The sequence below is a fragment of the Bremerella cremea genome (genome assembly GCF_039541315.1).
GTDB lineage: Bacteria > Planctomycetota > Planctomycetia > Pirellulales > Pirellulaceae > Bremerella > Bremerella cremea.
In genome coordinates this window covers 319,587-345,471 of the sequence record NZ_BAABFZ010000003.1, presented here as the reverse complement: position 1 = coordinate 345,471, position 25,885 = coordinate 319,587, and the positions used below count along the sequence as shown (strand labels likewise).

Below are 25,885 nucleotides of genomic sequence, written 5' to 3'. Positions count from 1 at the left end.
GATGCAGTTGGCAGCGTTTCCTAAGCAAGATGTGGAAACGCTGCGTGTCGGAAGATCTTGCCGCTGGCAACGTTCGGTAGCGGATCGAATCGCGACCAAGTTACTTACGACGTGCCAGCGTGATTCTCTCGCTGTAGCTTCGACCACAATGCGGCCAGCTTGTTGATGGTCTGGCGAATCTGATCCTTCGTGTGGTGGGCGTTGACGAACAGCCGGAGCCGTGCCGCCGACTCTTCCACCGCCGGATAGGTCAACGGACGAGCGTTAACACCATCAGCCAGCAGCTTCTGAGCCAGGATCATGGTCATCATCGAATCGCCGACGATGATCGGAACGATTGGAGACAACTCGCTGGCGCCGATGTTCAGGCCAGCCTTCTTCGCCAGATCTCGAACCAACTCGGCGTTCTGCTGCAGCTTGTTGATCCAACCCGGGTTTTCTTCCAGCAACTTCAAGCTGGCCATCGCGGCAGCGGTTGCCGGTGGCGAAAGCCCTGCACTGTAAACGAACCCGCTAGCGGTATGCTTCAGGTAGTCGATCAGGTCGTGGCTACCGGCGACATAACCACCGGCCGAGCCCAACGCCTTGCTGAGCGTTCCGATCCAGATGTCGACGTCACTGGCATCGATGTTGAAGTGCTCGCGAACGCCGCGGCCTGATTTGCCAAGGGTTCCCAGTGAGTGGGCTTCGTTGACCATCAACCAGGTCTTGTGACGATTGCGGATCTCGATCAGTTGCGGCAGAGGACAAACGTCCCCTTCCATGCCGTAGACCCCTTCCGCCACGATCAACACGCGGCGGTAGTCTTTGCGAATGTCGTGCAGGATCTCGTCCAGTTCACGCCAATCGTTGTGCGGGTAAGGTCGCCGACGAGCACCCGAGAGGTTAGCACCGGTGATGATGCTGCTATGCGCCATCGAATCGTGCAGAATCAGGTCTCCCGTTCGCAGCAGATGCCCGATGGTCGTTTCGTTGGCCGCATGGCCCCCGGACATCAGCATCGAACTTTGAACGCCCAGGAAGCGGGCCAGTTCGCTTTCCAGTTCGCGATGGATGGCTCGTTCGCCAGAGATCAAACGGCTACCGCTGGTCGAGACGCCGAGTTCTTCGATCGCCTTGATGGCGGCTTGTTTGACTTCTTCATGTTCGGCCAGGCCCAGATAGTTGTAGCCGGCGAAGTTGATGACTTCTTTGCCTTCCACCACCGCCGTTGCCGAGGTCGGGCCATCGAGGACTTGGAAGTAGGGATTGGGCAGTCCCAGTTCGGCCAGTTGATCCGCCATCTGGCGGACCTGGCGATACTCCGGCAGAGCCGAGAACCCGAACATCTCTTGCGGAATCTCGCTCGGTGCCGCAGGCAGCATGTCTTCCGATGCGAGATAGATCTCGATGCAATCGGCGACCTGGGCGACGGTTCGCATCGAAGGCAAGATGTCGTCGGGGAAGCGGGCACCATACTGGTCTTCGATCGACGCGATGATTTCCATCCGTTCGAGCGAGTCGAGATCGAGTTCCAGGATGTCGGTTTCTGGTTCAATCGTTCGGCCGCGATCTTTGGCGATCTCGCGGATTTTGTCGATCACCATCTGCACGGTTCGTTGACGAACCATCGGATCGGAAACCGCCAGACCTTCGGCGTCGGCTCGAGCTGCTTCCAGTTGGGCGCGACGAAGCTTGACGCGTTGAATCTCTTCGGAGACCTGGACTTCGTCCCAAGCGACCCAGCGTTCCAGGACCGGCAGCGTATGCGTCAGGAAGTGTTCCTTACACGCGTGTCGCTGGATCTTGCCACTGGAGGTTTTCGGGATCGAGCCGCGACGAATCAGGGCGACGCCATCGACCGAGACTTCATGTTCGATGGCCACTTCCCGGCGGATCGCGGCGATGATGTCAGTCAGGTCTTTTCGCTTGGCACGCGGCGCTTCGGCCACGACGATCAAGCGTTCTTTGTCAGCGACTTCCGCGACGACGGCAGCGGCGGTCATCCCTTCCATCAGGTCGTGACACTGTGTGACGGTTTGCTCGATGTCTTGCGGATATCGATTCACACCACGCACGATCAGCATGTCTTTCAAGCGACCGGTGATGAACAGTTCGCCATTGGTTTTCATGAAACCAAGGTCGCCGGTTCGCAGGAACGGACCTTCCTTCGTATCGGAAGTAAAGGCGTTGAAGATCGTTTCGGTTGATTCTTCGTTTCGCCAGTAACCCTTGGCGATACTCGGGCCTTGAACCCAGACTTCGCCAACTTCATCGGGCTGACGTTTGACGAGCGTATCGGGCTCGACAATCAGAATCTTCTGGTCGGGAAGCGTGTTGCCACAGCCCACGATCAAACGGGCACCGTCATCATCGGGATCGGCGTCGACCACCTGGTGATGATCGAGCGAGTAGCCATCGACGGCCTGAATTACCGGCGGGCTCTTCTTCATACCGCCGGAGATGATGAGCGTGGCTTCTGCCATCCCATAGCACGGATAGAACGCTTCACGGCGGAAACCGCACGATTCGAACGTCTTCGAGAAGCGATCGATCGTTTCTGGTCGGACTGGTTCGGCCCCGTTGAAGGCGAGTTCCCAGTTGCTCAGGTCGAGCTTTTCACGTTGTTCCGCGGTGACCTTCTGCACGCACAGCTCGTAGGCGAAGTTCGGGCCACCGCTGATGTTGCACTGATACTTCGAGATCGCGCGGAGCCAACGATACGGCTGCTGCAGGAAAGCCATCGGCGACATCAGCACGTTCGGCTGGCCGATCTGCATGGGCTGAAGCACACCGCCGATCAGACCCATGTCGTGATACATCGGCAGCCAGAAGCAGGCCCGAACGCTACGGGTATGTTCGAAGGCGTACGAGATCAACGCCGAGTTGTGCATCATGTTGCCGTGCGACAACATCACCCCCTTGGGCGTTCCGGTCGAGCCCGAGGTGTACTGCAGAAAGGCGAGCGTTTCGGCCGTGATGCGCGGCTGGTTCCAGGCATCGGCTTGTTGGTCTTCGACCTTGTCGGTACGGATCCAATCGATTGTCTTCAGGCCTGGCGTTTCTTCGAACATGGGGACCATGCGGTCGTACACGTCCGAGATGGTCAGGGCGACCTTGGCCTGCGCGTCGTCGGCAATGGCCTGGATGCGGACCATGTTGCGATTGCGTCGCGGCGGATAGGCCGGCACGGCAACGACACCGGCGTAAAGGCAACCGAAGAAGGCGGCAATGAAATCGAGCCCCGGCGGGAACAGCAGCAGCGCACGCTCCCCTTCCATGCCTCGGGCTTGCAGTTCTGCAGCGATCGCCTGGCAGCGATGGTCGAGCTGTTCGTAAGTCAGCTTGACCTCTTCGTCTTCCCCATCGACCAGAAAGGTGAAAGCAACCTGCGACCCCAGGTGCTCGGCACGATGGCGCAAGCGATCCACGATGTTCGTCGAGGGAGGGGTAAACGAGTTGAGCATCTCTGGAGTCACGAGTTTTTCATTCTCCGATTGGCAATTCGCAAACGGCCATCTGGTTTCCGAGCGGCGCGGCGTTAGCGCGTCCAGGCTCGCAGTGGCAGGCGGCGACAGGACGCCGTGCATTGGGAATGGGACGAGAGTAAGGGGTTATGTACTTGCATGAATCATTCAAATGCAAGGCCAGCGACGGGGCTTAAGCCCACGTGCGACCACAGCTCTTGAGAATTCGGCCTTCGTATTCGCCGATCAATCCACCCACAACATCCCAGCCTTCCGGTCGACGGACTTCAATGTCGCCCTGGCGATTGATGCGCACGATGGATGTCTCGGTAATATGCGACTTTCGCAGATCATCGGGAGTCAATTCGTCGTCGTGCAAGGCATCCATCAATTCTTTGCCTGTCATTTCGATGAACTGCATGGCTTGCAAACTTTCGGCTATGAATGAGCTTATGACGCTTTCCGCCCCGAAATGGGCAAACCCTCATGATAACGTAAACAAGCCTCGGGGGGAGTATCTGAGAATGAGATTTGCCCCCGGAAAACCAGTACTATGGGGGAGGGATTAGGATGGTTGGAATAGTTTTATCGGGGGATAAGAGGATGTCGGACCCCCGAAATCAAATGAAGATCGTGTTGAGATCGGTCTCCGGATCGGGCATCCTAGTTGTTCTACAAGGCATTCGCTGTACCCTGAACCTATCCCCATTTGACAGCAACAATTTTGCCTAGGAGTCCCCCCAGGTGACCTCTCCTTCCTTCCAATCGGCTGCCCAGGCCTTTCTTTCGGACCGTCGTCAGTTTGTGCTGGGGGCTGGTTCCCTCACCTTGCTTCCTTGGTTTGGACAATGTGTTCAGGGAGCTTTGAAGACCAACGCAAGCTTCGCCAGCGATCCTTTCACCTCCGGCGTTTCATCCGGCGATCCGAGTCCAGACGGGTTTGTGCTGTGGACGCGCCTGGCACCAGATCCAATAAACGGCGGTGGCATGCCGGACGATGCGTTCCAGGTCACCTGGGAACTGGCCGAAGACGAAGGCTTTCGGAAGATCGTGCAGTCGGGCAAAACCCTGGCGACGCCACAATTGGGGCACTCAGTTCACATCGAAGTCGCCGGATTGCCGGCCGATCGCTGGTTCTATTACCGATTTCAGTGTGGTGACGCGGTCAGTCCGACCGGTCGAGCCCGCACGACGCCGGCGTTCAACGTGATGGCCGACAAACTGCGGTTCGCATTCGCTTCGTGTCAGCATTTCGAGCATGGCTACTTCACCGCCTACGAGCATATGGCACAAGAAGACCTCGACCTGGTGCTGCACCTCGGCGATTACATTTACGAATATGGCGAGAACAAGAAAGCGGTTCGTCAGCATACCGGTTCGGAGATCAAGTCGCTGACCGATTACCGCAATCGCTATGCGTTGTATCGCTCGGACGAGCACCTGCGAGCCGCCCATGCGAAGTGCCCTTGGTTGGTGGTGTGGGACGATCACGAGTTCGACAACAACTGTGCCGCGGACATTTCGGAAGAAGACGACGTCAATCCCGCCGACTTTTTGCTGCGTCGAGCCAATGCCTATCAGGCCTACTACGAATCGATGCCGCTCCGTAAGCGAAGCATGCCAAAGGGGCCGCACATGCAGCTCTATCGCCGGATTCCTTACGGCCAGTTGGCGAACTTCGAGATGCTCGATACCCGGCAATATCGCACCGATCAGCCGAATGGCGACGGTTTGAAACCGATGAACGAGGCGGCTCTCGACCCGAAAAACACGCTACTGGGCGAAAAGCAGGAACATTGGTTGATGCGAGACCTGATCGCCTCGCAAAGCAACTGGAATGTCCTGGGACAACAGGTGATGATGGCCCCTGCCGATCGCCTGGAGGGTGACAAACAGGCCTACAGCATGGATCAATGGCCCGGCTATACCGCCTCGCGCGATCGCCTGTTGGCCTTTATGCAAGACCGCAAAGTTCCAAACCCAGTGGTTTTGACCGGAGATATCCATAACAATTGGGTCAATGACCTGAAGGCGAACTTCTCCGACGAGAAGGCCGCCATCATGGGAACCGAGTTTGTGTGCACGTCGATTTCCTCAGGCGGCAATGGCAGCCTGCAGAAGTCGGACGCATACGCAGACCGAATCAAACGCGAGAACCCGTACGTCAAGTTCTACAACGCTCAGCGTGGTTACGTGAGTTGCACGGTCACTCCAACCGAGTGGCGCAGCGATTACCAGGTGGTCGAATTTGTCGACAAGCCGGGCGCACCGAAAGTGACCCGCGCTTCGTACGTTGTTGAAAGTGGCAAGCCGGGTGCTCAATTGGCCTAAGACCTATAAATGGCCGGTTAACAAAGGATGCCAGCGCCGATCCAGCTCTGGCATCCAACCTTCCCCCTCCCCCGCGATTTGTTGATGAGATAGCTAATGCGCACGATCTGGCTTTGTGCCCTGTCCTTGCTGGCAGGAATTGCCGCCGCGACCTTGTTTAGTTCCGATGCCGACGCCGACGCGAAAGCGAAACCGGCCGATCAACTGACGGTGATGTCGTTCAACGTCCGTTATGGTTCGGCCAAAGATGGCGACGACGTCTGGGACAATCGAAAAGAGTTCCTTGCCGAAACGATTCAGGAGGTCTCGCCTGACCTGCTGGGAACGCAGGAATGTTTGAACTTCCAACGCGACTTCATTGCCAAGCATCTGCCCGGCTACGAAGTCCACGCCGCTTCCCGCGAAGATGGCAAAGAAAAGGGTGAGATGTGTGCGATCTTCTTCCGCGCCGATCGCTTTGAAAAGCTCGAGGGTGGCCACTTCTGGCTGAGCGAAACGCCCGAAGTTCCTGGCAGCAAAAGCTGGGACAGCAGCCTGCCTCGGATGGCGAGCTGGGTGAAGCTGAAAGATAAGAAGTCGAAGAGCGATCGCCCGATCCTCTACGTCAACACGCACTTCGATCATCGCGGCGAACAAGCCCGGATCGAATCGGCCAAGCAGATCCGCAACTGGGCTGCCAAGTTCGCCGACTGCGATCTGGTGCTGACCGGTGACTTCAACGCCGGTGAAGACTCGGCTCCTTACAAAGCGATGTTCGCCCAGGCCGACGGCAAAGAGTCGGTGTTCGGCGATTCGTACCGCATCGCGACTCCAAAGCGATCCGCCGAAGAAGGAACCTTCAACGGCTTCAAGCCTTCCGCCACCAGCGGCGATCGCATTGATTGGATTGGCGTCTCTGAGAACTTCAACGTCGTGAAGGCTTCGATCTTGCGAAACAACCGCGACGGTCATACTCCGTCGGATCACTTCCCGATTTCGGCCCAGCTGAACCGCTCGAAGTAGACGACCTGGCTGAAGCACCAATCGAAACGAAAAAACGCCGTCAGCTCGACGGCGTTTTTTTTATGTTTGGATCATTTCGCTCGGAAAGTTACTGAGCCAAACGCTGGCGGAATAATTCGCTCATCGCCAGGATCTCGTCGACCGTGAAGCACTCGCTGCGGCTGGTTGGATCGAGATTGCCTTGCTGCATCACTTCGTCGACTTCGGCCTTCTCGAGCCGGCCCTTGAACGCACTGTGCAGCACGCTCCGCAGAAACTTGCGACGATGGAAGAACAACGACCGGTTGAACTCGTGGAAGAACTCGAGGTCTGGAATTTGGGCCCGGCGTTCCGGTTCGACCTCGATGTGCAGAATCGCCGAGTGAACCTTCGGAGCTGGCCAGAAGACGCGTGGCGGAAGGATGCGAACCAGTTCGCATTTGCACTGGCTTTGAATCCAAACCGATAAGGCGCTGTAATCCTTCGTGCTTGGCTCGGCGACGATTCGTTCGGCCAGTTCCTTCTGGATGGTCACCGTCATGCTCTTAGGCGTGATCTCGGTTCGCAGCAGGTTGGATATGATCGGCGTGGCGACGTTGTAAGGAAGGTTGGCCGCCAACTTGAACTTGGTGGTGCCAAGTTCGGTCATCTTCTCTTGGATCGTCTCGATCATTTCCGGGCGGAAGTTATTCTTGTTCTTCAGCGCATCGAAGTTCAGCAACGTGACGTTCTCGAAATCGTCGAGTTCTTCCGAAGCGAACGTTGCCATGTGCGGATCGATTTCGACCGTCACCAGGTGCCCTGCTTCGTTCGCCATACGCGTCGACAAGGTGCCGGTGCCGGTGCCGATTTCCAGCACGACTTCATCTTTCTGCAGATCGGCGGACCGAACCAGCAGGTCGAGCAGGTTCATATCGATCAGAAAGTTTTGCCCGTGCTTCGAGACAGGGCGGATTCCGATTTCGCGGAATTTGCTCGTCAGGTACGAGATCGTTTGATTACGAATTTCAGGCATGCGCGAAATCGGTTTCTGCTAAAGAGCGTGTACGGTGGGTTACTTCGGTTCGGTTGCCAGTTGTCGCTGGACGTACTTGGCCAGCAAATCGGTCTCGATGTTGACTGTGTCGCCGGTCTTACGTTGACCCAGCGTCGTAGCATCCAGCGTATGCGGAATCAGGGCGACGCTAAACCGAGTATCGGTCACATCGACCAAAGTCAGGCTGATTCCGTCGATCGCAACGCTGCCCTTGCTGGCCATCTGACGAGCATACTCGGCGGGCACTTCAAACCACATCGTGCACCACTCGCCATCGTCATTTCGTTCGACCAATTGGGCGGTCGTATCGATGTGCCCTGTCACCAGGTGCCCCCCCAAACGATCGCCCAACTGCAGCGATCTTTCGAGGTTCACCACGCTTTCGGTGGCAAGTTGGCCAAGATTGGTTCGCTTTAAGGTTTCTTCCCCGGCTTCAAAGTCGACAACATTTTCCGCAATGCTGACCACGGTTAAACAGCATCCATTCACGGCAATACTGTCCCCCAGGCTGGCACTCCCAGCGATCAGTGGGCTGTCTAATGAAAGTCGAACCCCCGGTCCCTCGGGCTTAAGGGCGACGACTCTTCCTTGGGTTTCAACTAAGCCGGTGAACATGATTTCCTCATTTTTCCCTCGATGGGGCGGGAACAGGTGAAGCTTGGGCTACTCACGAATTTAACGGTAGGGAAAATTCCCCACAACGACCCGTCCCATCCTTGGCAAGCGGCCCCAATATGGGTCAAAATGGCGGCGATTTTTGAAAAACCGCTTGAATGCCTAGTGCGTTCGAGTTTCTCCGCATTCTGCCCCATGCGTGCGGAATTCGGAAATACACACTCCCATTTTTGACACTTATTAGAAGACGAGCCAAAACCATGAGCATGATTGTCGACGTTCGCGGACTTCAGATCCTGGACAGCCGCGGTAACCCGACGGTGGAAGTCGAAGTGATTCTGGACAATGGCGTGGTTGGCCGCGCTGCAGTTCCTAGTGGTGCCAGCACCGGTGTTCACGAAGCCCTCGAACTGCGTGACGGTGACAAGAACGTTTACCTTGGCAAGGGTGTTACCAAGGCTGTTGAAAACGTCAACGACGTGATCGCAGACGCCCTGATCGGTGAAGACGCTACCAGCCAGACGCACATCGACGAATTGATGATCGAACTGGACGGTACGCCCAACAAAGCCAAGCTGGGTGCCAATGCGATCCTGGGTGTTTCGCTGGCCGTTGCCAAGGCAGCCGCCGCTGCTTCGGGTCTGCCGCTGTACCGCTACCTCGGTGGCGTTGGTGCACGCACCCTGCCCGCTCCGATGATGAACATCGTCAACGGTGGTTCGCACGCCGACAACAACGTCGATGTTCAAGAGTTCATGGTCTTCCCACTCGGTTTCGACAAGTTCGGCGATGCTCTTCGCTGTGGCGTCGAAGTCTTTCACAGCCTGAAGAAGGTTCTCAAGGGTAAGGGCCTCAACACGGCTGTCGGTGACGAAGGTGGTTTCGCCCCGAACCTGGGCAGCAACATCGAAGCCCTCGACCTGATCATGGAATCGATCGACGCCGCTGGTTACAAGGCTGGCGAACAGGTTTACATCGCTTTGGACGTCGCTTCTAGCGAGCTGTACAACAAGGAAAAGAAGACCTACACCATCGACGGCAAGGAAATTGATTCCGCCGGCATGGTCGACTTCCTCGCTTCTTGGGCCGACAAATACCCAATCGTCTCGATCGAAGATGGTTGCGACGAAGACGACTGGGAAGGCTGGAAGATGCTGACCGACAAGATCGGCCATAGCTGCCAGTTGGTGGGTGACGACCTGTTCGTGACCAACACCGAACGTCTACAGCGTGGTATCGATGAAAGCATCGCCAACAGCATCCTGATCAAGGTCAACCAGATTGGTTCGTTGACCGAAACGATCAACGCCATCCAGTTGGCTCACGCGAACGATTACACCAGCATCGCCAGCCACCGCAGCGGTGAAACCGAAGATGCCTTCATCGCCGACCTGGCGGTTGCCTTGGGCACCGGTCAGATCAAGACTGGCTCGGCTTCGCGTAGCGATCGTATGGCCAAGTACAACCAGTTGCTTCGCATCGAAGCCGAACTGGGCGATCTGGCTCTGTACGGCGGTCCAGCTCTGCTGAAGCGTCGCGGCAAGTAAGCTTGCTGACGAGCAACGAGCCCCTCTTCTGGCTGGTCCATGTGAGGTGGCTCGATCGTGAAGAAGATATGGCAAGGGGCCCCTATTGGTGGCCCCTTGTTTTTTCTTTCGACCATTCTGGATGGTTCAGTTAGACTACAATCATGAGCGAGCCCCTTTCGCCGCAGCGCGAGCCGATCACCGATTCTCCTTGGTTTTGGCTCTATCTGTTCGCCACGGTCGCGCTCATTTTGCTGGTGTTCTTCCGCGGCAAGCTTGATATCCGTCAGGCCAACATCGAGCGGCAGCACCAGGCTCGTCAAATCGCCAATCAGGCCTCTGGCAGCCCCGACACAGATGCAGTCGCGGTTTCATCCCCAGGCAACACGCTGATCGGCCTGAACTACTTGTTTGCCATCCTTGGCATCCTGGTCTCGATTGGTTGGGGGCGTCTGTGGTTTCTCCGCTTTCGCACACCACCTCCACCGGAAGAGCCATCAACATAAACGGTGACCCGCGCATGTGGATCTTTGAACAGTCGTTACCGATCATCATCATCGCCGTGATCGGCGGGGCGATTCTGGCCGGCACGATGATGCAGACCGGCAAGAAGCTATTTCTTTACCTGCTGATTGGCTGGATCGCTCTCTGCTCGCTCGCGCTCGCCCTGGAATATGTGGTGGTCACCGAAGGGGAACGCATCGAAGGGGTGGTCTATCAGATTGCCGCCGCCCTGGAAGCCAACGACGTTGAACGGGTCAAAGGCTTCATCTCAGATGATGCCGAACAGATCAAGTCGGTCGCCGAACGACAAATGGCCTACGTGCAAATCGAACACATCAAACTAAAACGCAACCTGGAAGTGACCATTATGACCGGCTCGACACCGATCATTGGGGTTGCCAAGCTGAACGTGAAGATGGAAGGGCATTTAAAGAACAATGAGGCATGGGATGGAGATTTTGCGACGTTCCTCGTGCTGACCTTCCAAAAGGATCCCGATGGAGAGTGGCGCCTGATTTCTTACCAGTTTTTTGATCCTCGAGGGGAACAAGCAGGTGAGATAACCCCTCCAATATCTGCGGTGGCAGTGCCCAGTTTTTGAATTTTTTTGCGACTTAGGCGAAATACGGTAAATGCCGTAGCTTTCCACAAGTTATATTCGATTTGCAATTCAGGGGCTGACCAGCGCATTACGAATGGTTGCTGGCCGACGCGTACATTTCCAAGCCCCAGCCCGGCCATATGACCTGAGTCGCCTTTATGGCGACATGCTGCCCTTGGTCATGTGGCTGGGCGTTTTTTTTTATTCTCGTCGCATCTCTGGCGAACGACCCTCTTTCGGATGCTGGCCCCACTTTGGCCAATTTTTCCCTGCCGTTTTGTCATTTCGACAAAGTTGCTTGCCTTCATTTTGAAAATTTGTACACTACTTGGCAGTCCAGGTGGTGAACAGATTTGCACTAAATCCCGCTGAATGAACCATTTGGAGGAATCTGGGCTCTTTTTAAAGTGGTTTGGCATCCCCTTTGCAAATGCTCTGAGATACCAAAACAACCACCCTAGGATTTTCCCTTTTGCAACGGAGTGTAAAAAACCATGTTAGTTCTGACTCGTAAGCAGCAGCAGCAGATCCAGATCGGCGAAGGCGTCACCATCACCATCCTGAAGGTGAAGGGCAACACGGTTCGCATCGGCATCGAAGCCCCTTCGGACGTCAAGATTGTCCGTAGTGAACTGGAACCTGAAGAAGAAGCTGCTCCTGCCGAAGAGGCCGAGCCTCAAGCCGCTGCACCACGTATCGATCAGATGGAATCTGTTTCGTTGGGTGGCAAGCCGAAAGGCAATGAGGACTATCGCGTCATCTCGTTTCGCTTGAATCCAGAAGCCGAAGCCAAGAATCAGAACAACTCGCCACGTGCTGCCAGCATGCGAGAGTTCATTGCCGCTCGGGCCGCCAATTCCGTTGGCTAGTCGAAGGATAGCGACTCCCTCGACTTCGTTCTAATTGGGCGACGGGGGAGTCGAATAAACGCTAGGCCTCAAGGTATTTACAGGCTGCGAAGGTGGCAGTGTCTCTACCGGGGCCAGATGACTGGCCGGCATGATCTCAGGCGTTTGCATCGGAGCGATCGCCGGCTGCTGAAGAGAACTATAGTATTCCTGCCGCAACTGCTGAATGTGTTCCCGCAGGATACGCCGAACCTCGAGCACGCTCTCTGGGTTTCGATGGACTGTGTTATGATCCGCGGTCACAATCTTCTCGGAAACAGCCTCGTCTAAACGGGCGCTATCGTATTTCACGATGCCATCACTGCGCCCCGAGAAATAACCCAGCCACGTCTCTTGATCGACCACGCCGATCACCGTGTGGTATTTGACCCACGGCGCTTTGGGGGCTTCCAGGATCGCCGGTAGAACAGGTGAGTCTGGTGCCAGCGAATCGACGCTGGTGCTGATTTCCAATAGGTCTTTGTTCTTGAAGTAGCCCGGGTTCGCTGCCACCAGGCGATTGCTGCTACCAGTGACAAACGTTGGCAGTTCAATCAGGTTCTTGCCCAGCCAGCGCGTTGTCGAGTTTGCAAAGTCGCTTCCGCGGTGCGGCGTGCCCATCGTGATGACCCGGCGGACCGACGAGCTCGGATGGAAGAACAGCACATCCTTGAGTGCTTGCGTGTCTTCATTGCTGCCATGCAGTTCGCCCGGCGACCGATCGCTGACTAGGTGCCAGAACTCGCTTTGACTTTCAATGGTTTGCATGCGCGAGACCAGCCCGCCCATGCTGTGCCCGACCAGAACCATTTGATCGAGGGCCAAGGCGGTGTGATGCGGGTCGAGTTGATGGCGAAGGCCATCAAGGTCCGAACGGAACTGCGTCGCTGAAATCCAGAACGGCTGACCGGTCGGATACATGTAGAACCAGAATTGGTAGTTGTCGCGGATTTCAGGCTGAGCCCGCAGGTCGTTGAACATTTCGAGCCAGGTCATCGGGCTGGACCACAAGCCATGCACCATCACCACGGGGATCTTCTTGGGATCGTAAGGCTCCAACATATAGACCCCGCGGCGATCTTGTTGAGCGCCTGGCGTCAACATCCCCAGCGTCGCCAGGTAGGTTTGCGAAACCTTTCCTTGATCAAGCAAATAGGCGAGCGGTGTACTGATGTCCGCTTCCAGCGGGATCTTCTGCCCATTGATTGCAATCTCGGGTTCTTCCAGAGGATCGTAGAGCAAGATCTTACAATAGTGGATGCTCTTCTTTGTTTTCGGGTCGATGGTTGGGTCTTGTTCGACTTGCAAAAACGCCGTCAGCGCGAACGTGAGATTCGGCGGGAAGTAATCCGAGCCAGGCGCTTCAGGCGGTTGGTCTTTGCATTCGGCGATCAGCGGAACGCCCAATCCATACTGACGATGCTGGTTCTTCAAACCTTCGACTTCGTAGTCGGAAGTGAATTTGAAGTCTTGGAACTTCGTGTCTTTCCAGCGGCCCACGGTATCGAGCGAAACGTGGAACTCTTGGTTCGGCGTTTGGATGCGATAGGTTTCGCCCTGCCGGAAACGTCCCTGGGCTTTGACCAATCGGAGCGAGCCTTCCAGGGATTTGTTGTAAATGTCGCAAGCCTGGCGGAAGCGAGGATCGTAGCCATCCGCACGAACGCCATCGCGGCATTCAAACAGGTAGTAATAGGCGTGCGAAACACTGCCGGCGTACATTTCCAGCGCGGTGGCATCACGGCCGACGGCATCGGCACGGGCACCGGCAACGTACGAAAGCTCGGCATAGGTGTAAAGGTTCTCGCCGGTTGGCTCTTTCTCGATCACCTTCGAGAGCTTCGTCAAACCTTCTTCGTAGTTGCCATGGGCATACTTATCGAGGTTCAATTGGCGAAGGGTTTGAAGGGTGCGTTTGGTAACCGCCGGCCCATCTTTCGACATCAACTGCAGTGGGCCTGCCAGCGGATTGCTCGGAGTCTTGCGAACACTCGCCCATTTCTGGGTACCGCAACCGCTAACCAGAATCAGCAAGACAAGAAGAAGGCAGCCGTTAGTTCGAACGAACAAGCGTCCCTGATCGGGTTCAATCATGGTGCGATTTATCGAACGGATCATACGACTGATCTCGACGTTGGTTGTTGGTGGCTCCAGAGACTCGCTGCCAAGAACCCTTGATCCACGCTGGACAGGGCAATAGGCCGGAAGACAATACAAAGATTGAGAAAAGTTCGTCAATGGAAGATCGACTCAAAAACCACCCAGCCGAGCGGAAATTGCGAGGAGCTAGCTATCAGCGATCACGAAGTGGAACCGGCTTGGAATCCGGACTGGAACGCCTGGCCTACGAACAACAACGAAGCGATTCGCGATGCGCTCCTCGGGGCGTATCAAGATGGCAGTTGGGGACGCTATCACGGCCCCAATGTCGAGAAGCTGGAAGCCACACTCGCCACCTTTCATCAGGTCGATCATGCGTTGACTTGTGCTTCAGGCACGATCGCAGTCCAAATCGCCTTGCAGGGATTGAATTTGCCGGCGGGTTCCGAAGTGTTGCTCGCTGCGTACGACTTTCCAGGTAACTTCCGAGCGATCCAGGACGTGGGGCTGTTCCCGGTATTGGTGGATATTGATCCGAAGACCTGGTGTATTGATCCAGGGCAAATTGAAGAAGCGATCAGCGAAAAGAGCTCGGCGATCATCGTCTCTCACCTGCATGGTGGCATCGCCGATATGAAACAGATTCGCGAAATCGCCGATCGGCACGGCCTGGCGATTGTGGAAGATGCTTGTCAGTCGACCGGCGGGCGGCTCAACGGCAAGCGGCTAGGAAGCCTGGGAGATGTAGGCGTTTTGAGCTTCGGTGGCAGTAAGCTAATCACTGCCGGGCGTGGCGGCGCGATATTGTCCAACCGGGCCGATGTGATGCAGCGGGCAAAGGTCTTCTGCGAGCGGGGAAATCATGCTTTCCCGCTGAGCGAACTGCAAGCCGCTGTTCTGATTCCGCAATGGCAGACTCTGGAAGCAGCGAATCAAACGCGATTGTCGAATATCAAACGCCTGCGCGCGGCACTACACAGTTTCAATGGCATATTGGCCCCCGTCGCATGGAACGCCTTGGGAGAGCCAGCGTTCTATAAGCATGCGTGGAAATGCGAATCGACAGAGACTGCTCGGTGGCTGATCGCGAACGCTCAGAGAGACGGAGTTCCCTTGGCAGAGGGATTCCGTGGATTCACCAAACGCCCAGCGAGCCAAGCTCGGAAGGTGGGAAGGCTTAAATCAGCAAAGGATGCGAGCGAACAAACGGTCATTCTGCATCACCCCGTGTTGTTACGGGACAAAGAGATCGTTGACCGGTTGGCACATTGGATCTCGGAAGAACTGGAACACCAATTTCCCAGACCCTGAAGCGCGACGGTACAAATACGACTTCACCCTGATGCCGCGACCAACGAAACGCGGCGTCGGGTGAATTGGTTTAGCTTGCCGAGTGGCTGTAGTCAATCTGGGCTGCACTCAGCAGGCCACTCAAAGCGAGGACAGCGTCACTATGATCGTCGAGATCAACTTCAACTTCGCCGCGAAGGATCCGGACATCTTTCGGAGCTTCAACCCCGATGGTGACTCGGTTGCCTGAAATACGATTGATCACGATTTCGATGTTATCGCCAATCTTGATCGAATCACCGACTTTACGACTCAGAACTAACATGACCTCAACTCCTCCGTGGCGGATTTAAATTAGATCGTCTTGACCGGGTAATTTGCCGTTTGATGAGGTCTCGACACTCACTGTGCTGAGTCCCTCTGTGTGGCAGTCGGTTAGTGCAACTCAGGGGCCAGAACTTGGGAAAGCGAACTGGGTTGAGTTGGATGATTTTGTAAGTTGTTCGTTTGCAATGTCTTACGGATTGCGAAAATTCTTTATTTTGGCTCAAGAAAAATCACTGGTTTACCGACGTTCTGTCTTGATTTGAGAACTGCCGGTCAAACTGAGATGAAATCACGATGATACACCTACCTTAATTGTGGGGTAGTTGTCCCCGGTTTGCCTGGCGGTTCTGCTCCGTTTACGCGAAAACGTGACCATATCGGGTCAATTCATTCCGATTTTTGCGTAAAACCAGTTCTTTGGAGGGGACAGCGGTGGCTGATTGCAGAGGCATCGCCGTGATGGCGATTGCGGGATAGCAGTGGGCAAATAATGAGACAACTGGGCAATGGGCGCTGCTCTACCAATTCGGTTGTTAAGAAACCAGCGAAAAACAGCCACATACAGGACACTTGCGAAATTGATGCTATCAATGCCGTCGCGTCACCGCTTTGGCGGCATGTTCTCGCTCGAATGGGGGCCGCTACGGATAAAACCCTTCATTCCCTGTCCAATTAGTTGCCGATAAGGTAGATCTCCAGTACCATCGTAGAGGGTCCCTCTGCGGGACTGGTTGTGTTTACTGCTTTGTCGTGTACTTTCGCCCAATCGACCTCGAATGCCCCACAGAAAATGGATCTGCGCAGTGGTCGTGCGAAGGACTGCGTTTGGAATGGAGTTCTGGCTGAAGACCGATCCGCAGTCTGCTCGCTGGGGCTTCCCGACATTCGTAATGCCTCCGGCGGAGATGCCGGAAACACTGCTGGGGCATATCGAAAACCATTGGAATCTGCGGGTACGTCCGTTAGCATCAGAGCCTGTGGCAACGCTTCGCCGCTCTCGGAATGAAGAGCCTGGCATCCTGCGAGCCCATGCTTTTCAGTACGTTGGTCCGGTGACCACACGTCCTCCTGCCAACGACTTTCGGTCTCGCTGGTGCCTTCTGGAAGAGGCTCAGCGTCGCATTCGCCGAAAGCCCCTCCAACGGATTGTTCACGATGTGCATCGCGACTTTAATGACGATCTCCCGCTGTTTGACGGGGTGTAGCTTCTTTCTCCTCCTTTTCGGTCTCTCGAGCATGGCACTTGGCCAGGAAGACTCCGAAGAGAAGTTTACGCAGTTCAGCTCTCAGCTTCAAAAGGCTTGGGCTCAATCGGATAGTGCCGGGGCGGTGAAGGCCCTGGACGGCATGATCGAGCTTCGTCCTGAAATCCCGCGACTCTATTACTTGCGGGGCGTGGCGAACTTCGAGGTGAGCAACTTCCGCCAATCGGTCGCCGACTTCGACCAACTCATTAAACTCGAACCACGCCGCAGCGACGAACTTTGGGAACGTGGCATCTCGTGCTACTTCGCTGGCGACTACGAAGCAGGGGCGAAGCAATTTCTCGATTACCAGAACTACCACGATCAGGACGTCGAGAACTCAGTTTGGCGATACCTGTGTCTGGCCAAGTCGAAAGGCGTCGCCACTGCCCGTGAGACCTTGTTGCCAATCGAACGCGATTCGCGGCCTGGCTTGATGGAAGTGTTGGAACTGTATCGAGGCAAACTGACGCCGCAGCAAACGCTCGAAAAGATGCAGCAGACGGAACTCAATGGCGAAGCCGAGGCAGGCTATCGTTTCTACACGCTCCTTTACGTTGGCCTGTATTACCTGGCGCAAGACGATAAGGCCAAGGCGGCCGACTACCTGGCCCAGGCAGGTGACAAGAAACTGCTGGAAACAGGTTCGAGCCGTATCAGCGAGTACATGTGGAATACGGCTCGTATCGCCCACGCGGAAGTCACCAAGCAGGCAGCGCCGGCGAAGCCCGCCGCAAAGTAGCTTTCACGTTGCGGACCTGTTAAGGTTGGTCGGTACCTCGCCTCCTCCTCCCCTGCCCCTCTCCGTGGAAAGGCTTTCCGTCATGCGCTGGACTTCGTTCTTGCTGTTGTTGATTCTGCTCGGGTTGCCTGCGTCGCTTCGGGCAGACAATCGCCCCAACGTTCTGGTGATCCTCTGCGACGACCTGGGATATGGCGATCTGGAATGTTTCGGTCACCCTTCAATCAAGACGCCGCATCTCAATCAACTGGCGGCCGAAGGCATACGATTGACTTCGTGCTATAGCGCGGCCCCGGTTTGCTCGCCATCGCGGGCAGGATTGATTACCGGCCAAACACCGACGCAGCTTGGCATCTATGACTGGATTCCGGCTGGCTCGCCGATGCATGTTCAGAAGCAGGAACCAACGGTGGCCCGGCTACTGAAGGATGCCGGCTATCAGACAGGCCTGTTTGGCAAATGGCACTGCAACGGCAAGTTCAATTCGGCAGAGCAGCCGCAGCCAGGCGACATGGGGTTCGACTATTGGTTCGCAACGCAGAATAACGCGGCACCCACGCACGCAAATCCGACGAACTTCGTTCGCAATGGAAAAGAAGTTGGCCCGACCGAAGGGTATTCGTGCCAGGTCGTTGCCGGCGAAGCGAGCAAGTGGCTCGAACATCGCGACCCTGCCAAACCATTCTTCGCACTGGTCACTTTCCACGAGCCGCACGAACCGATCGCTTCGCCAGCCGCACTGGTCGAGACCTATCCCGATGCGGATAAGAAGGGAGAGGCGTTGTACTATGCCAACGTTACCAACATGGATCGCGCGGTCGGCAGTTTAATGGAAACCCTCAAGCGATTGAAGCTGCAGGACAACACGCTGGTGCTGTTCACCAGCGACAACGGCCCGGAAACGCTCGATCGTTATCCCAACGCGTGGCGATCGCATGGTTCGTCGGGGCCGCTGCGTGGCATGAAGCTGCACATCTATGAAGGCGGGATTCGCGTGCCTGGGATTGTTCGATTCCCTGGGCATGTGCCGGTCGGGATCGAATCGGATCTGCCGGTCTGTTCGCTCGATATTCTGCCGACCTGCTGCGAACTGGCAGGCGTCGAATTGAACGACACGTCGAAGCTCGATGGGACGAGCCTGGTGGGCATGTTCGAGGGGAAGACAATTCAGCGCGACAAGCCGCTGTTCTGGCATTACTACCGAGCGTACGGCGATGGCAAGGTGGCCGTTCGCGATGGCGACTGGAAGCTGGTTGCCCTGTGGGACCAAGGCGAGGTAAAGCCTGGTGCGGCTTACAAAAAGGGAGACTACCCACTGATTGCTGGGGCAAAGTTCACGAAGTTCGAGCTTTACAACGTGACCGAAGATATCGGCGAGAAAGAGAATGTCGCCTCACAGCATCCGCAAGTGGTCGCTCGACTGAAGAAGGCTTTGCTCGCCAAGTATGCGACCGCCACGGCCAACGCTCCGGATTGGTTCTCCGAAGCGAAGTGACCGCGGTGGTGGTTGATTAATAGACCGGACCCTGAGGGGCACCGGGACGGCCGTAACCGCCTGGTCCATTCCCGCCTGGGCCGCCGCCCGGTCGGAAGTTGGGATTGTTGGGGCCGCCAAAGTTGTTCTGGAACACAGGTCCCAGACCGCCGTAAGGTTGTCCCCACAGTTGATACGGCACCGAGTAAGGACGGTAAGGTCGTTCCCATTCGCCATACGGTCGAACCGGACGTCCCCATTCTTCGACGATATGCAATTGGTCGAGACTTCCGTCAAAGCCACGGATGGTCGAGCGGCGATGATGGTAGCCCGATTTCAGGTACGACGGGTTTTCCTGAACATACGCTGGTTGAGGCTGCGTGTATTGGACGGCCCTTTGACCCGTTTCTGGATCGTGGCTGTAAAAGCTAGGGGCCAGAAGCCAATCGTTGGCCGTTGCCGGGGAGGCGACCAGCGCGCCAAGCCCTACGGACAGTACTCCGAGGAGAATCACTTTTCGTACAAACATAGCAATGTCGATCAGTCAGACGCAGCCACACAGGTCCCTTGTGCGGCGGATGCGCAATTCGACGCCGGCGCTCTGTGCCGGAATTTAAATTGAAAAGTGAATCGGGGTACTTCTACCCTAGTCAGAGACGCGAAGATTCCAAGGCTTCATTTCATTAATTTGCGCACGTTCGGTCATATCAAAGTGCAGTGGTGATAAGGTCAAAAAGCCTTTTTCGAGCGCCGAGAGGTCGGTTTCTTCTTCGCCATGTTCCGGCGGCGGATCGCCGGTAGCCCAGTAATAGTCCCGGTTTCGGGGATCTTTCCGTTTGACAAAATGCTCTCCGTAACGAGCAACGCCCATGGGGACCACTTTCAGCTCGGCCTCCCCGGGAGGTAGCTCTGTAGCGGCAGTCGGAATATTCAGGTTATACAGCCTGGGAGCACTCGTTTTGCGCTTTAGAATTTGCGAAATGACCTGTCGCGCCATCGCCGCGGCCCGATCGAAGCGGGCATGTTCGTTCCATTCCAGCGAGACCGCGATGCTGGTGATCCCAAAGAATGCCCCTTCAATCGCGGCGGCGACCGTCCCGGAATACAGAACGTTGATCCCTGCGTTCAGGCCACCATTGATGCCACTGACGATCAGGTCGGGGCGTTCGTCCAGCAGTTCGACCACGCCCAGTTTGACGCAGTCGGCCGGGCTCCCTTCCACGGCGAATCCGCGCCGGCGATCCCCATCGTAAACCGCTTTGCAGACCAGCGGGCTGAGGAAGGTAATCGAGTGGCCAACGCCACTCTGTTCGGTTGCCGGAGCAATCACGGTCACGTCGCCCAGTTCTCGCAGGGCCTTTTCCATCGCGGCGAGCCCAGGAGCGTAAATGCCATCGTCGTTAGCCAGCAAGATTTTCATCGTGGTTCCACCTCGGGTTTTTCCTCCATCTTACGGCAATTCCAACGTCCGTAAACGAGGCGCCCGAAGGCTTAACCGTGGCGGGACGTCTAGGGAGAAGATTGCCGGCCACGGTATGATTCTGCCAGAGTTCGGCGGATCCTATTATTTCTTTTCGTGACGAGTAGCGGAAATGACCAGGCGAAAACATGCGGCGAGTCCCTGTTCTTTTTGTTCCCAGATGAAGCCCTGTGCCGAGATGGTTCCTGGCGATTCGCTTCGCGATGTGATCGTCCAAGAGATCCAGGCGGCTCGCCCCGATTGGAGCACCGAGGGATCGATCTGCCTGGAATGCTTGAACCGCTTCCGAACGGAATACTTCCATCACCTGCTGGAACAGGAAAAGGGGGAACTTTCAGTGTTGGAACTGCAGGTTCTCGATGCCATGCGCGAGCAAGAGTCGATCGCGGCAAACGTTAACGAGACGTTTGAAGGTCAACTAACCACGCCGGAGAAACTTTCCGACTGGTTGGCCAGTTTCGGAGGCAGTTGGAGCTTTCTGACCTTGTTCATGGCGACCACGGCAATCTGGATGATGATTAACAGCCATTGGCTGCAGTCGCACCCGTTCGATCCTTACCCGTTCATCTTGCTGAACCTGGTGCTTTCCTGCCTGGCGGCGATCCAGGCCCCGGTCATTTTGATGAGCCAGAAGCGACAGGAATCGAAAGATCGAATGCGGTCGGAATACGACTTCCAGGTGAACTTTCGGGCCGAGCTCGAGATCCGCTTACTGCATGCAAAGCTCGATCAATTGTTGTCGCACCAATGGCAACGCCTGCTCGAGATTCAGCAAGTGCAAATGGAAATGATGGAGCAATTGACCAGCCAACAAAGAAGCCCGCGTGAATAGCGACATGGAAGCGAGATTCGCTTCACGACGCCCAACGTCACGCAGGCTTGATGAACGTTCGATGGTTGGCGGGAAGTTTAGATCGCGTTCTCTTCCGCCAGGGCTTCCTGGAAGGCTCGGATCTTTTCGCCTTTTTCTTCCGGGTCGTCATCCATGTTACGAATTCGTTCCAGCAGCTTGCTCAGTTCTTCTTTTCGCGAACCATCGTCGGTCTTGGCGATCGCCTCTTCCAGGACCTCGATGCAGGCGTTTTTCCAGACGGGGGTCGCGCTCCGGTAAACAAGCATGTTGTCGATATCGAGCATCCGCTGCGCGATGACTTTGCCTGCTTCAACGTCGTCCATCATGGAAGCGAAGTTCAAGGCGTTACGCAGCAATTTCTTATCGTCAGAGGTCTTCGAGATGAGGACAAACCCCCGCAGAACCCGGTCCGGATCGAAACGGCATTCCGTTACCAGCCCGGGATAGGAAACGAAGCGTGCCACATGGCGAGCAATATGAGCGTACAACATATCGCCGTCGTCCCCTCCGACCTTGTCGGCGGCTGTTTTCGCCAGGTTACGCGTATCGGCCGGACGACCTCCCCAGCGAGGAAGCCGGGCCACCCCTTCTTCGGCGAAGGTGCGGTGGTACATCGGATATTCGACCACCGACTTGCGCAGCAGCGGATTGATGTCCTCGTATTCCCACTGCAAATCGCGGCCGGTCATGATCAAACAGGTATAGCCTTCCGCCGGAATCTTTTCCTGTTCGAGCATCGGTTCCAGGACTTCCCACGACTTTACGATCTCTTCTCGGTAGACGTTCCAGCCTTCTTCGGTCACGGTGTTCGCGAAGCCACCTCCACGTGCGTCGTAAGCGGCACAGCGGTGATGGTAGAACAAGCCAAGTCGCATCATGTTGCAGTTGTCGGGATGGTTCTCGATCCACTCGCGATACCGTTGATTGCGAACGTCGAGGTCAACACCTTCCGGCACGTAGTGGGCGATTCGCGAAACCAGGAAGCTGCCGGGCGTTTCATGCTCGACTTCACGGAAGTGGTCGATCTTGCCATCCCACATCCGTCCCAGTTCTTCCAACGCATCGAAGCGTTTGGCATCGATTAAACGTTCGATCGCATCACGGACTGCATAGTCCGTATCGAGCCAGTTCCCTTCGATTTTCGAGATCAAGAGGCTTTGGCGGTCCTGGCTGAGACCTGCCAGGCATTGGTGGTCCGGGTAGGTATAGGTGACCGAATGCTCGAACTCGGACGGGACCTTGATCAAGGCGACGCGGTAGCTTGGGTCGTTGTAGCGATAAACTTCGACATAGTGGCGACCAGACATCGACATATGCCGTCCGTCGGTCGAAAGTGCGGCCCGGCCACTGCCATATTCCGACTCCACATGAACTCCGGTGAACGTGCCGGCCCTTTTGCCGGTGTTGAAGTGCCCGAAAATCGCTTTGATTCCCAAGGTCCAGCAATAGCCACCTTCGTTCGCGTCGACGGCGTAGTGTTCCGGAAGGACGATCAAGTCTTCCATGATCTTTTCGCCCGTAAAGAACCAATGCTTCGTCTCGCCATCGATTCCTTGAATTCGTTTCCACCACGTGTTTTGCGGCCCCATCGCCATTGCGATATGCCGGGTCTTAAATTCGATTTCGCTCTTATGGACTTCGGTGGCGTCTTCCAGCGGGGTCGTTATTGCCGAGTTACCCCTGATGTCGACCATGTAGATTTGCTTGCCATCGATTGAAAACCCCATCTGGGAGGTTGTCTCGGGTAAGACTGCATGGGTGTGCAACACTTTGCCCGAATGGCTGTCGACAACGTCGATTTGATTGGTTCGCTGGTGGACGAGGATGAGCTTCGCATCGGGAGAGATCACGTATTCGCAGCTGCCACGACGAAGGTCTTTTCTGAGCGGGAACCGGTGAATGCGCTTCCCCGTTTCCATGTCGTAAACGTGGGCGTTGGGACCGGTATCGGTCGCCACAAGCGTCTTCATGTCGCGCGAGAAATGGAACTCCTGCATCTTGGTGTCTTCGATTTGCAGGTCGAAGACCGTTGGCGCCGGGAAGTCTGCATTGCCGCCCCGCCGAGTCAATGCATCGATCTCGGCCGCCAATTGCTGTGCGGAAGGCTGCGGATCGTCGGCCTGACAGTGGCAAGGGCCGGCAGCAACAGAAAGGGAAACGAACATTGCGGAGAGAAAGAGAGAGGTTCGCATGGGTGAAAGATCTCGGCTGGACGAACGGGGGAATTCGATAGCTCGCTAAGAGAGTTCTCAGTCTACCGAGCCCTCATTCCAATTGGGAGCATTCAAACCACCTATTTGGTGATTTGCGTCTACTGCCCTTGGGGATTGCGCAATTCGTAGCGATTGTCGGTTAAGAACAGCCATCGAGTCCCTTTGAGATTGCGCGGACTGAGCTTCCATTGATCGCCAGCCCAAGAAACGATCGGCCTTCGAGGGGCTCGTAGGTCGACGATTGAACTGGGAATGGAGTCTCGTGATCACGGCGAAGCCGCTCGAACGCCGAAAAGCCCGGGAATCCCGCGAGTTCCCCATTTGCGAGAGGCTTGCCGGTTGGAACCAGTGAAAAGTCGCGATATAATCGCCCGTTTCCACTTCCCGCCCCATTGCTTGGCGGGATTTTTCATTTCCCGAGCCTCCTTTCACGGCTCGACGATCACGGACGGAAACTATGCCTGATACCGCCTCCGTCAGCTCCCCTGGTATGACCGACATCTATTCGGAACGGGTTCTCGTTCTCGACTTTGGGTCGCAATATGCCCAACTGATCGCTCGCCGGGTTCGAGAGCAGAACGTTTACTGCGAAATCGTCCGACACGACATCACGGCAGAACGCATCCGAGAGTTGGCTCCGCAGGGAATCATCCTATCTGGTGGTCCTTCCAGCGTTTACGAGCCAGACGCGCCGAAATGCGACCCCGCGATCTTCGATCTCGACATTCCGATCCTGGGCATCTGCTACGGCATGCAGTTGATGTGCGAGCGTTTTGGTGGCAATGTCCGCAACGCATCGGCTCGGGAATATGGACACGCTCATATCCGTATCAGCGATCCAACCGACTTGTTGGCCGGCTTGCCGGACGAAACCGACGTCTGGATGAGCCACGGCGACCAGGTCGAGCAAATCAGCGGGCTGTTCCGCCCGCTGGCTTCGACGCGTACTTGTCCGGTGGCGGCGATGCGTCACGTTGATCGGAAGCAGTTCGGCATTCAATTCCATCCTGAAGTCACGCATACGCCTCTGGGTAGCCAAATCCTGCGGAACTTCGTGATCTCGATCTGCGGCTGCGAAGGAACGTGGAAACTGGGTGACTTCGCTCGCGAAACGATTGTCCGTATCCGAGAAGAAGTGGGCGATGCTCGCGTGATTTGCGGCCTTTCCGGCGGTGTCGATTCGTCGGTGGTTGCCGCCCTGCTCTATCGTGCGATCGGCGATCAGTTGTCCTGCATCCTGGTCGACAACGGCCTGCTCCGAAAAGACGAAGAAGCTGCGGTGATTGCCGAGTTTTCTTCGCACTTCAAAACCGACTTGCACGTGGTGAATGCCCGCGAACGCTTCCTGGAGAAGCTAAAGGGTGTGTCGGACCCGCAAGAGAAACGGAAGCGAATCGGTTACGAATTCATCGAGTGTTTCAAGGAAGAGGCGACCAAGATTAAGGATGCCAAATTCCTCGCCCAGGGAACGCTCTATCCTGACGTGATCGAGAGTGGGGCCGCGGTCGACGGTCCGGCGGCCGTGATCAAACTGCATCACAACGTGGGTGGTTTGCCCGCCGAACTTGGATTCGACCTGGTCGAACCGCTGCGGGACTTGTTCAAAGACGAAGTCCGTAAGTTGGGTATTGAACTGGGGCTGCCCGAAGACATTGTCTGGCGGCATCCATTTCCAGGTCCAGGTCTGGCAGTTCGCTGCTTGGGAGAGGTCAGCGAAGACAAATTGGCCGTCCTGCGAGAAGCAGACGCCATCGTCGTCAACGAAATCAAGTCGGCCGGACTATATCGATCGACATCGCAGTGCTTTGCCGTGCTGCTCCCAGTTCAAAGCGTGGGTGTAATGGGCGATGCCCGAACCTACGACAATGCCGTCTGTGTCCGCTGTGTCGACACCGACGACTTCATGACCGCGACGTGGAGCGACCTCCCCTACGAAGTACTCGCTCGCATTTCGACCCGTATCATCAACGAGGTGAAAGGGGTCAATCGCGTCTGCTACGACATCAGCACAAAACCACCGGCAACGATCGAGTGGGAATAGAAGAAAAAGCCTCGGAGAATACGCGGCTGACCGCTGCCTTCGGGCTGCCGGTCAGCGGGATGAGGCAATAAAAAAAGCGTGGCTAGGGGGACTAGCCACGCTGTTGATCGGGATGGTGCGAGAAGAATTCAGTTTTTGGCGGGGCGAGGAATGGGGATGGGAATCCTCGAAACCAAATTCATTCGTACCGACAA

21 protein-coding genes are annotated in these 25,885 nt (G+C 56.1%); 12 read left to right on the top strand and 9 right to left on the bottom strand.

Annotated elements, in window-relative coordinates:
- Positions 1-104: 104 nt before the first annotated feature.
- Together ABD890_RS03570 and ABD890_RS03565 are read right to left on the bottom strand one after the other, a co-directional pair.
- Positions 105-3,410: an aminotransferase class I/II-fold pyridoxal phosphate-dependent enzyme gene (locus ABD890_RS03570; protein WP_345085949.1), complete on the bottom strand. Its 3,306-nt coding sequence runs from the start codon at positions 3,408-3,410 to the stop codon at positions 105-107.
- Positions 3,411-3,639: 229 nt separating this feature from the next.
- Positions 3,640-3,867: a hypothetical protein gene (locus tag ABD890_RS03565; RefSeq protein ID WP_345085948.1), complete on the bottom strand. Its 228-nt coding sequence runs from the start codon at positions 3,865-3,867 to the stop codon at positions 3,640-3,642.
- 323 nt (positions 3,868-4,190) lie between these two features.
- Between ABD890_RS03565 and ABD890_RS03560 the strand changes: the two genes are divergently transcribed.
- Both ABD890_RS03560 and ABD890_RS03555 read left to right on the top strand, forming a co-directional pair.
- Positions 4,191-5,777, top strand: coding sequence for an alkaline phosphatase D family protein (locus tag ABD890_RS03560; RefSeq protein ID WP_345085946.1), 1,587 nt, complete (start codon positions 4,191-4,193; stop codon positions 5,775-5,777).
- Between the two features lie 96 nt (positions 5,778-5,873).
- Positions 5,874-6,779 carry an endonuclease/exonuclease/phosphatase family protein gene (locus tag ABD890_RS03555; RefSeq protein ID WP_345085944.1) on the top strand — a complete coding sequence of 302 codons (906 nt, stop codon included), beginning with the start codon at positions 5,874-5,876 and terminating at the stop codon, positions 6,777-6,779.
- Between the two features lie 88 nt (positions 6,780-6,867).
- Here the strand turns inward: ABD890_RS03555 and rsmA are convergent, their stop codons facing one another.
- Together rsmA and ABD890_RS03545 are read right to left on the bottom strand one after the other, a co-directional pair.
- Positions 6,868-7,773 carry a 16S rRNA (adenine(1518)-N(6)/adenine(1519)-N(6))-dimethyltransferase RsmA gene (rsmA, locus tag ABD890_RS03550; RefSeq protein ID WP_345085942.1) on the bottom strand — a complete coding sequence of 302 codons (906 nt, stop codon included), beginning with the start codon at positions 7,771-7,773 and terminating at the stop codon, positions 6,868-6,870.
- Positions 7,774-7,812: 39 nt separating this feature from the next.
- A complete protein-coding gene (locus ABD890_RS03545; protein WP_345085940.1) occupies positions 7,813-8,409 on the bottom strand; it encodes a riboflavin synthase in 597 nt (198 codons plus the stop codon).
- 260 nt (positions 8,410-8,669) lie between these two features.
- On the opposite strand from ABD890_RS03545, the gene eno reads away from it, so the two are divergent.
- The 4 genes from eno to ABD890_RS03525 all read left to right on the top strand — a co-directional run bounded on the left by eno (position 8,670) and on the right by ABD890_RS03525 (position 11,909).
- Positions 8,670-9,956 (top strand): phosphopyruvate hydratase, encoded by a 1,287-nt coding sequence (gene eno, locus ABD890_RS03540; protein ID WP_345085938.1) that lies wholly within the window; start codon positions 8,670-8,672, stop codon positions 9,954-9,956.
- A gap of 143 nt (positions 9,957-10,099) precedes the next feature.
- Positions 10,100-10,441, top strand: coding sequence for a hypothetical protein (locus tag ABD890_RS03535; RefSeq protein ID WP_345085936.1), 342 nt, complete (start codon positions 10,100-10,102; stop codon positions 10,439-10,441).
- The gene (locus ABD890_RS03530) at positions 10,390-11,040 is read left to right on the top strand and encodes a hypothetical protein (RefSeq protein ID WP_345085934.1); all 651 of its coding nucleotides are present in this window, start codon (positions 10,390-10,392) and stop codon (positions 11,038-11,040) included. Before ABD890_RS03535 ends, ABD890_RS03530 begins: the two co-directional genes overlap by 52 nt.
- Positions 11,041-11,534: 494 nt before the next feature.
- Positions 11,535-11,909, top strand: coding sequence for a carbon storage regulator (locus tag ABD890_RS03525; RefSeq protein WP_345085932.1), 375 nt, complete (start codon positions 11,535-11,537; stop codon positions 11,907-11,909).
- 30 nt (positions 11,910-11,939) lie between these two features.
- On the opposite strand, the gene ABD890_RS03520 is transcribed toward ABD890_RS03525, so the two are convergent.
- The gene (locus ABD890_RS03520; RefSeq protein ID WP_345085930.1) at positions 11,940-14,045 is read right to left on the bottom strand and encodes an esterase/lipase family protein; all 2,106 of its coding nucleotides are present in this window, start codon (positions 14,043-14,045) and stop codon (positions 11,940-11,942) included.
- 189 nt (positions 14,046-14,234) lie between these two features.
- Here ABD890_RS03520 and ABD890_RS03515 point away from each other — a divergent pair, with 189 nt between their 5' ends.
- Entirely contained in the window at positions 14,235-15,338 is a 1,104-nt protein-coding gene (locus tag ABD890_RS03515; protein ID WP_345085928.1) for a DegT/DnrJ/EryC1/StrS family aminotransferase, read from the top strand.
- A gap of 70 nt (positions 15,339-15,408) precedes the next feature.
- Here the strand turns inward: ABD890_RS03515 and ABD890_RS03510 are convergent, their stop codons facing one another.
- The gene (locus tag ABD890_RS03510; RefSeq protein ID WP_345085926.1) at positions 15,409-15,642 is read right to left on the bottom strand and encodes a carbon storage regulator; all 234 of its coding nucleotides are present in this window, start codon (positions 15,640-15,642) and stop codon (positions 15,409-15,411) included.
- 832 nt (positions 15,643-16,474) lie between these two features.
- Here ABD890_RS03510 and ABD890_RS03505 point away from each other — a divergent pair.
- The 3 genes from ABD890_RS03505 to ABD890_RS03495 all read left to right on the top strand — a co-directional run bounded on the left by ABD890_RS03505 (position 16,475) and on the right by ABD890_RS03495 (position 19,125).
- Complete coding sequence (locus ABD890_RS03505) at positions 16,475-16,849, top strand: hypothetical protein (RefSeq protein WP_345085925.1); 375 nt, start codon at positions 16,475-16,477, stop codon at positions 16,847-16,849.
- Between the two features lie 31 nt (positions 16,850-16,880).
- Positions 16,881-17,630 (top strand): tetratricopeptide repeat protein, encoded by a 750-nt coding sequence (locus tag ABD890_RS03500; protein WP_345085923.1) that lies wholly within the window; start codon positions 16,881-16,883, stop codon positions 17,628-17,630.
- An 82-nt stretch (positions 17,631-17,712) separates the two neighbouring features.
- Positions 17,713-19,125: a sulfatase-like hydrolase/transferase gene (locus ABD890_RS03495; protein ID WP_345085921.1), complete on the top strand. Its 1,413-nt coding sequence runs from the start codon at positions 17,713-17,715 to the stop codon at positions 19,123-19,125.
- Positions 19,126-19,141: 16 nt separating this feature from the next.
- On the opposite strand, the gene ABD890_RS03490 is transcribed toward ABD890_RS03495, so the two are convergent.
- Positions 19,142-19,633, bottom strand: a complete 492-nt coding sequence (locus ABD890_RS03490) for a hypothetical protein (RefSeq protein ID WP_345085919.1) — start codon at positions 19,631-19,633, stop codon at positions 19,142-19,144.
- 117 nt (positions 19,634-19,750) lie between these two features.
- Positions 19,751-20,524 carry a 5'/3'-nucleotidase SurE gene (gene surE, locus ABD890_RS03485; RefSeq protein WP_345085917.1) on the bottom strand — a complete coding sequence of 258 codons (774 nt, stop codon included), beginning with the start codon at positions 20,522-20,524 and terminating at the stop codon, positions 19,751-19,753.
- Between the two features lie 220 nt (positions 20,525-20,744).
- Here surE and ABD890_RS03480 point away from each other — a divergent pair, with 220 nt between their 5' ends.
- Complete coding sequence (locus ABD890_RS03480) at positions 20,745-21,416, top strand: DUF1003 domain-containing protein (RefSeq protein ID WP_345085915.1); 672 nt, start codon at positions 20,745-20,747, stop codon at positions 21,414-21,416.
- A gap of 77 nt (positions 21,417-21,493) precedes the next feature.
- On the opposite strand, the gene ABD890_RS03475 is transcribed toward ABD890_RS03480, so the two are convergent.
- Positions 21,494-23,629, bottom strand: a complete 2,136-nt coding sequence (locus ABD890_RS03475) for a YncE family protein (RefSeq protein ID WP_345085913.1) — start codon at positions 23,627-23,629, stop codon at positions 21,494-21,496.
- Between the two features lie 478 nt (positions 23,630-24,107).
- On the opposite strand from ABD890_RS03475, the gene guaA reads away from it, so the two are divergent.
- The gene (gene guaA / locus ABD890_RS03470; protein ID WP_444542281.1) at positions 24,108-25,691 is read left to right on the top strand and encodes a glutamine-hydrolyzing GMP synthase; all 1,584 of its coding nucleotides are present in this window, start codon (positions 24,108-24,110) and stop codon (positions 25,689-25,691) included.
- Positions 25,692-25,885 lie beyond the last annotated feature (194 nt).